Below are 7,222 nucleotides of genomic sequence, written 5' to 3'. Positions count from 1 at the left end.
AAAATGAAAGGAGCAGTGAATATGCAGAACTTGAGGAGTTCTATCATAAATACTGCTTCTTTTGTTAGTAGTTAAAACGGAGCAGTGAATATGCAGAACTTGAGGAGTTCTATCATAAATACTGCTTCTTTTGTTAGTAGTTAAAACTACTATTAATATTTTTAAGACACAGTTTAGTTCGACAGGCTAAGTATAGTATTTGAGGATCAACAAATTGTTAAAATACTTAAAGAAAATTTTTTTTATTAAAAGTATTTTAACGAAATATATTTTGGGGTTAATTAGTGCGAAAAAATATGATATATTGACAATATGAGAAAATAATTAAAATGGTCAGAATAATGAAGTAAAGTGGATAAAAGGAGTATGTAAATGATTTTATATCATGGAAGCAATGAAATAGTGGAATATCCTGAAATTCGGAAAGCAAAATATAACAAGGATTTTTATTTTGGATTTTATTGTACACGATATCAGGAACAGGCAGAACGATGGGCTACGAGATATGGAAAAAAGGGGTATGTTAATCAATACGAATATGAGCCAAATGAAAAATTGAATTACCTTTTATTTGAAGAAATGACAGAAGAATGGTTAGATTTTATTGTGGCATGTCGTCAGGGAAAATCTCACAAATATGATATTGTGGAGGGACCGATGGCGGATGATACGATTTATAACTATATACAGAATTTTATTGATGGGAAAATATCAAGAGCTGCATTTTGGGAATTGGTAAAATTCAAGTATCCTACTCATCAGATTAGCTTTCATACGATTTCTGCTTTGGATACACTGAAATTTGTAGGATGTGAGGTGGCATATGGCAAGGAAAAATAACAATCACCTGTTTTTCACGTGTAGTTTGATTGAATATATTGGAAGAAAAGTGAAAAGAACACGAAAGCAAGTAGTAGATTTTCTTGGAGAAGAACGGATTGAGAGAATTTATGAGTATGCAGATGTGTTCCACTGCGAGCCAATTGAGAAGGTGGCGGATGAATTTATAGAGGAAAGTAAGATAACATCGGGAAATTTTGACAATGAGCAGGAGTGTAAGTACTTAGTTCCTGATTACTGGAATATAGGAGAAGTATATGAGCGTCTGATCGAAGATTCCTATGGCGATGAGGAAATTATAAAGGGAATTTGGGAAGTGTATCATTCATGGATCGATGAGCATATTTCAGATTATAATACAGACTTTTATTATCAGCCGCGAGACTATATTGCAGCGTGCTATGAAGAAGGAGTGATCTTATGATGAGACTGAAAAAAGAGGTGAGAATATGGGAATGGGAGTAAAAGTAAGAGTCTGGGGAGATTATGCATTATTTTCACGTCCTGAATTAAAAGTAGAACGGTATTCTTATGATGTAATGACACCCTCAGCGGCGAGAGGAATTTTGGAAGCTATCTACTGGCACCCGGGGATGAGGTGGATCATTGATAAGATATATGTAAAAAAACCGATTCATTTTACAAGTGTGCGAAGGAATGAAGTGAAAAGTAAGATTTTAGCTAGCAATGTACTGTCAACATATAATGGGGGCAAGAAGCCTCTTTATATAAGCAGTAAAGAAGAGATTGTTCAGAGAGCGTCTATGATTTTAACAAATGTGGAGTATGTAATCGAAGCGCATTTTGAGATGACAGAAAAGGCAAATGTAACAGATAATCCGGGAAAATTTAAGGATATTATGATGAGACGTCTGAGGAGAGGAGAGTGTTATCATATGCCTTATTTTGGCTGCAGAGAGTTTCCGGCAAACTTTGCACTATGTGAGGAAGAGGAAATTAAGACTGCTTTTGATGATGTACCTGAAAAAGATTTTGGATTGATGTTGTTTGATATGGATTATAGCGATAAAGAAAATATCAGTCCAATGTTTTTTCGGGCAGTTATGAAGCGTGGAGTTATAGATTTGCAGAATTGCGAGGTGATACGATGATTTTGCAGGCGCTTGTGAAATATTATGAAAATCTGGCAGAAGAGGAAAAGGTACCTAAGTCGGGGTGGTGCAGTGCAAAAGTATCTTATCAGATTGATCTGTCTGAAGAGGGAGATGTAAAGGGAATCATCAATTTGAAGACAGAGGAAGAGCGGGGAAAGAAAACGGTTCAGGTTCCTCAAGCGTTTTTAGTACCTGAGATGGTTACAAGATCTTCGGGTGTATCTGCTAATTTTTTGTGTGATAATGCGAAATATTTACTTGGGATCAGCCAGGAAGCAGATGAAAAAAACAAAAAGAGAGCAAAAGAGTGCTTTGATGCTGCAAGGGAGAGGCATCTTTCTATACTGCCTCAGGCAGAAAGTGCTATGGCAAAGGCGGTATGCCTATTTTTTGAAAAGTGGAATCCGGAAGAAGCAACAGAGCATCCGGAAATCAGAGAAAACTGGGAAGAAATTACAGATGGAAGCAATTTGATTTTTGGAATGAACAGCGATTATGCTCAGGATGATATAGACATCAAGGAAGCCTGGGACATTCATAATTCCGGGGAGAGTAAAGATGTTCAGGGAATTTGTCTTGTAACGGGAGAAAGGGCAGAAATAGCAAGAATCCACAGGGGGATTAAAGGAGTTCCGGGAGCACAGTCAAGTGGTGCAGCACTGGTTTCCTTTAATGCACCTGCGTTTGAGTCATATGGAAAGGAGCAAAGCTATAATGCTCCGGTAGGAACTTATGGAGAGTTTGCTTATACAACGGCACTGAATTATTTGTTGTCGAACAGAACATATTCGTTACAGATCGGGGATACGATGGTTGTTTTCTGGGCAGAAAGTGCAGAAACAGATTACCAGGCTGTATTTATGGGATGCATGGATCCACCTACAGATAATCAGGAGGAATTAAGGAGTCTTTTTAAACGGATACAGTTAGGACAGCCTATCATATATCAGGGGAATGAATTGGATCCAGAGCAAAGATTTTATGTTCTTGGATTAGCGCCAAACGCGGCAAGATTATCCGTGCGATTTTTCTATGAAAATTCATTTGGAAATATTTTAAAAAATATTTCTGCCCACTATAAGAGGATGGAGTTAATCAGACCAAAATGGGAACAGAAAGAATATCTGAGTGTGAGGGAAATGCTGTTTGAAACAGTTAATAAAAAATCAACCGATAAAAAACCAGTACCAAACATGGCTGCCATGACTTTTCGGGCAATTTTATCAGGAAGCAGATATCCGGAACGTTTGTATTCAGATACATTGATTCGTATCCGCGCGGAGCAGGATGAAGGAAAACTTAATTGGAGAAGGATTGCTATTATAAAGGCATATTTAATGAGAAATCGTAATTGGGAGAAAGGAGAGGAGTATATGGGATTGAATGAAGAAAGCAATGATATTGCGTATGTACTTGGAAGGTTGTTTTTTGTTTTGGAAGCGATACAGATGGAAGCAAATCCAGGTATACAGGCGACAATTCGAGACCGTTATTACAATTCAGCATGCGGAACACCAGCATCTGTATTTCCTATTTTGATCAAGCTCAAAAATAGTCATTTGAAGAAAATAGGAAGAGAAAAGGACGGGGCTCAAAAATATTATGAAAAACTTTTAGCTGAGCTTATGTGGAAGATAGATTGTCAGAAAGGCTTTCCAAAACGATTGTCGTTGGAAGATCAGGGAATGTTTGCAATCGGTTACTATCATCAGAAACAGAAAAAATATGAAAAAAGGGAGGAAAAATAAATGAGTGAAGTGATTAAAAACAGGTATGAATTTGTGGTTTTATTTGATGTGGAAAATGGAAATCCTAATGGGGATCCAGATGCGGGAAATATGCCGAGAATTGATCCGGAAAGTGGTCTGGGGTTAGTTACAGATGTCTGTTTGAAAAGAAAAATCCGGAATTATATTGAGACGGTTAAAGAAGATGCAGAAGGCTATAAGATTTATATAAAAGACGATGTGCCTCTAAACAGAAGCGACCGTGAGGCATGCGCAAGTGTTGGAGTGGAGGAAACAGACGAGAAAAAGGTAACAGAATCTTTAAAAAAATTAAAGAAAAATGATGAGAATGTTGATATCAAAATCCGAGATTATATGTGCCAGAATTTTTTTGACATCCGCACATTTGGTGCTGTGATGACAACCTTCGTAAAAGCAGCTTTAAATTGTGGGCAGGTAAGAGGACCGGTACAGCTTGGATTTGCAAGGAGCATTGATCCAATTGTTTCTCAGGAAGTTACAATCACGAGAGTAGCGATCACTACAGAAAAAGATGCTGCGAACAAGAGTACGGAAATGGGAAGAAAGAGCGTAGTACCTTATGGGCTGTATCGTGTAGAAGGGTATGTATCTGCAAATCTGGCACGGAAAGTGACAGGATTTTCAGAGGAAGACCTTGAACTGCTGTGGGAAGCGATTATCAATATGTTTGAACATGATCATTCTGCCGCAAGAGGAAATATGGCAGTTCGGGAACTGATTGTATTTAAACACAGCAAAGAATTGGGAGATTGTCCGGCTTATAAATTATTTGATTCTGTGGAGGTGCGAAAAAAAGAGGAAGTAGAATATCCTAGAAGTTATAGAGATTATATTGTTGAGGTTCATGAGGAAAATATACCAGATTCAGTAGAAATGAAAAGGATGATTTGATGGAATATGCAGAAGATGATTATTTGATGCTGTCAGGTATTCAACATTTCAAGTTTTGCAGGAGACAATGGGCACTGATCCATATTGAACAACAGTGGGATGAGAATGTACATACAGTTGTTGGAGAACTGATGCACAAAAAAGCACATGATCCTTATCTTGTAGAAAAAAGGAAAGACTTACTTAGAGCCCGTTCCCTTCCGATTGTCTCAAGAAAAATGGGGATTAGCGGAGAATGTGATGTTGTTGAATTTCACAGACGTGAAGATGGAATAAAGTTGCATGGGCATAGAGGAAATTTTTCAGTTTATCCGGTAGAATATAAAAAAGGGAAACCTAAACTTACGAAGGAAGATTGTCTGCAGCTGGCGGCTCAGGCGATGTGTCTGGAAGAAATGTTTTCTACAGATATTCCCGAAGGAGCACTATTTTACGGGGAAACGCGGCGGCGTGAAGTTGTGGAGATTACGGAAGATTTGCGCCAGGAAGTAAGGAATATGTTTCAAGAAATGCATCAGTATTTTGAAAGAAAATATACTCCGAAAGTAAAATATAGTAAATCGTGTACTGCATGTTCGCTTAAGGATATTTGCCTGCCGAAACTCGGAAAGTCAGGTTCAGTAAAGGCTTACATTCATCAGATGCTAAAGGAGGATGAGGAATGAAAAAGTTATTGAACACATTATATGTAACCTCTGAGAATAGTTATCTGGCATTGGATGGGGAAAATATTGTCGTTTTGGAAGAAATGACAGAGATAGGCCGCCTGCCTTTGCACAATTTAGAAGGAATTGTTTCTTTTGGATATAAGGGGACAAGTCCGGCTTTAATGGGAGCATGTGCAGAGAGAAACATCTCTCTGTGCTACATGACTCCTCAGGGAAAATTTCTGGCAAGGGTAACGGGGAAGGTAAAAGGAAATGTAATATTAAGAGAACAGCAGTATGCCAGCTCGAAAAATGAAGAACAAAGCCTTGAGATTGCAAGAAATTGTATTTTAGGGAAAGTGCATAATGCTAGATGGGTGCTGGAGCGTGCAACACGAGATCATAGCTTGCAAATCAATGTGGAACGAGTAAAGGAAGCATCGGGGTATCTGAAAAATTCTTTAAACTATATTCAGAACAGTCAGTCAAAAGAACAATTGAGAGGATATGAAGGAGAAGCGGCAAGTATTTATTTTGGAGTATTTGACGAGTTGATATTGCAGCAGAAAAAGGACTTTAAATTTCAGGGGAGAAATAAAAGACCACCGCTGGACAATGTAAATGCATTATTGTCTTTTGTGTACACCTTATTGACAAACCAGATTACTTCGGCATTGGAAAGTGTTGGCTTGGATCCCTATGTAGGATATCTTCATACAGAACGTCCGGGAAGAGCTTCATTGTCATTAGATTTAATTGAAGAGTTAAGAGCGGTACTGGCGGACAGATTTGTTTTATCATTGATCAATAAAAAGGTAGTCACTGGCAAAAATTTTGTAACAAAAGAAAACGGTGCCGTACTGATGACTGATGATTTAAGAAAAAAGCTGTTGGCAGAATGGCAGAACAAAAAGAAAGAAACATTGACACATCCATATCTCAAGGAAAAAATAGAGTGGGGAATGGTTCCTTATGTGCAGGCAATGTTACTGGCGAGATATTTAAGAGGCGACTTAGACAGTTATCCGGTATTTCTTTGGAAATGAGGCGAAAATAGGTATGTTAGTGCTGATTACATATGATGTAAATACAGAAACAGCAGCTGGAAAGAAAAGGTTACGCCAAGTGGCAAAACAATGTGTAAATTATGGTCGGCGAGTGCAAAATTCTGTTTTTGAATGTATTCTGGATAATGCACAGTGTGTGATGCTTAAGGCAAGGTTAACAGATATTATTGATGAAGAAGTAGATAGTTTGAGATTTTACTATTTGGGAAATCAATATAAAACAAAAGTAGAACACATTGGTGTAGATAAAGGAATTGCAGCGGATGGAATACTTATTCTATAAATGAATGTGCGAGTAGTAAGTGAACATAAAAATCCAGAGAGATTCGCACCAGAAAAAATGCACAAAAATGAATAAAGAATATAAATTTTATGTTTTTTCGATAAGAAAAAACTAGAGAACTATGTAAAATGGTTATATTTAACAGTAGAATTTTCGGAAAAATTGTGGAAAAATGCTGTCGTTCCCTTCGTGGGAACGTGGATTGAAATTTGTCCGAGAAAAAGTCGACATCAAAAGAAAAAGTCGTTCCCTTCGTGGGAACGTGGATTGAAATAATCATGCAAAATCTTTTTAATAATGCAAAAACTGTCGTTCCCTTCGTGGGAACGTGGATTGAAATATTTTGTAAAACGTCTGACTGATAAACAGTGCAATGTCGTTCCCTTCGTGGGAACGTGGATTGAAATAATGAGAAAGCAGTAATGGCTATGCTTGATATAGTCGTTCCCTTCGTGGGAACGTGGATTGAAATACTAGAGGTCTTACTATTTAGTTAAATAGAATCGTCGTTCCCTTCGTGGGAACGTGGATTGAAATTGGCAACAATCTATGTAATCGCTACTTGCCCACTGTCGTTCCCTTCGTGGGAACGTGGATTGAAATTCGGTAC

At 37.7% G+C, this 7,222-nt stretch carries 8 protein-coding genes and 1 CRISPR repeat array; all 8 genes read left to right on the top strand.

All coding sequences use genetic code 11. The features are described from left to right. The first annotated feature begins 372 nt into the window (after positions 1–372). Genes DWX73_RS12445 through cas2 form a run of 8 tightly spaced genes read left to right on the top strand, consistent with a single transcriptional unit; the run spans position 373 to position 6,612 of the window. A complete protein-coding gene (locus DWX73_RS12445) occupies positions 373–840 on the top strand; it encodes a DUF3990 domain-containing protein (RefSeq protein ID WP_118349048.1) in 468 nt (155 codons plus the stop codon). Further along, positions 824–1,264 carry a hypothetical protein gene (locus DWX73_RS12440; protein WP_118349047.1) on the top strand — a complete coding sequence of 147 codons (441 nt, stop codon included), beginning with the start codon at positions 824–826 and terminating at the stop codon, positions 1,262–1,264. Before DWX73_RS12445 ends, DWX73_RS12440 begins: the two co-directional genes overlap by 17 nt. A 25-nt stretch (positions 1,265–1,289) precedes the next feature. After that, complete coding sequence (gene cas5c, locus DWX73_RS12435) at positions 1,290–1,952, top strand: type I-C CRISPR-associated protein Cas5c (protein ID WP_118349046.1); 663 nt, start codon at positions 1,290–1,292, stop codon at positions 1,950–1,952. Then, a complete protein-coding gene (gene cas8c / locus DWX73_RS12430; RefSeq protein ID WP_118349045.1) occupies positions 1,949–3,703 on the top strand; it encodes a type I-C CRISPR-associated protein Cas8c/Csd1 in 1,755 nt (584 codons plus the stop codon). Before cas5c ends, cas8c begins: the two co-directional genes overlap by 4 nt. Beyond that, entirely contained in the window at positions 3,704–4,615 is a 912-nt protein-coding gene (gene cas7c / locus DWX73_RS12425) for a type I-C CRISPR-associated protein Cas7/Csd2 (RefSeq protein WP_101880309.1), read from the top strand. It abuts the gene before it with no gap. Beyond that, positions 4,615–5,280: a CRISPR-associated protein Cas4 gene (gene cas4, locus DWX73_RS12420; RefSeq protein ID WP_118349044.1), complete on the top strand. Its 666-nt coding sequence runs from the start codon at positions 4,615–4,617 to the stop codon at positions 5,278–5,280. The genes cas7c and cas4 overlap by 1 nt, the downstream gene beginning before the upstream one ends. Next, a complete protein-coding gene (cas1c, locus tag DWX73_RS12415; RefSeq protein ID WP_118349043.1) occupies positions 5,277–6,308 on the top strand; it encodes a type I-C CRISPR-associated endonuclease Cas1c in 1,032 nt (343 codons plus the stop codon). Before cas4 ends, cas1c begins: the two co-directional genes overlap by 4 nt. Before the next feature lie 13 nt (positions 6,309–6,321). After that, complete coding sequence (gene cas2, locus DWX73_RS12410) at positions 6,322–6,612, top strand: CRISPR-associated endonuclease Cas2 (RefSeq protein ID WP_116441471.1); 291 nt, start codon at positions 6,322–6,324, stop codon at positions 6,610–6,612. A 177-nt stretch (positions 6,613–6,789) separates the two neighbouring features. Continuing rightward, positions 6,790–7,215: direct repeats of the CRISPR family, unit length 32 nt; unit sequence GTCGTTCCCTTCGTGGGAACGTGGATTGAAAT. Positions 7,216–7,222 lie beyond the last annotated feature (7 nt).

This window comes from Coprococcus sp. AF21-14LB (genome assembly GCF_003458885.1).
Classification (GTDB): Bacteria; Bacillota; Clostridia; order Lachnospirales; family Lachnospiraceae; genus UBA9414.
Note: the sequence above shows the minus strand (reverse complement) of the source record. Positions and strands in the feature narration are given on the sequence as shown.

What these genes read in the sequence shown, in the direction of transcription:
- DWX73_RS12445 (WP_118349048.1), top strand. Translation starts at nt 373, where the DNA reads ATGATTTTATATCATGGAAGCAATGAAATAGTGGAATATCCTGAAATT.
- DWX73_RS12440 (WP_118349047.1), top strand. Translation starts at nt 824, where the DNA reads ATGGCAAGGAAAAATAACAATCACCTGTTTTTCACGTGTAGTTTGATT.
- cas5c (WP_118349046.1), top strand. Translation starts at nt 1,290, where the DNA reads ATGGGAATGGGAGTAAAAGTAAGAGTCTGGGGAGATTATGCATTATTT.
- cas8c (WP_118349045.1), top strand. Translation starts at nt 1,949, where the DNA reads ATGATTTTGCAGGCGCTTGTGAAATATTATGAAAATCTGGCAGAAGAG.
- cas7c (WP_101880309.1), top strand. Translation starts at nt 3,704, where the DNA reads ATGAGTGAAGTGATTAAAAACAGGTATGAATTTGTGGTTTTATTTGAT.
- cas4 (WP_118349044.1), top strand. Translation starts at nt 4,615, where the DNA reads ATGGAATATGCAGAAGATGATTATTTGATGCTGTCAGGTATTCAACAT.
- cas1c (WP_118349043.1), top strand. Translation starts at nt 5,277, where the DNA reads ATGAAAAAGTTATTGAACACATTATATGTAACCTCTGAGAATAGTTAT.
- cas2 (WP_116441471.1), top strand. Translation starts at nt 6,322, where the DNA reads ATGTTAGTGCTGATTACATATGATGTAAATACAGAAACAGCAGCTGGA.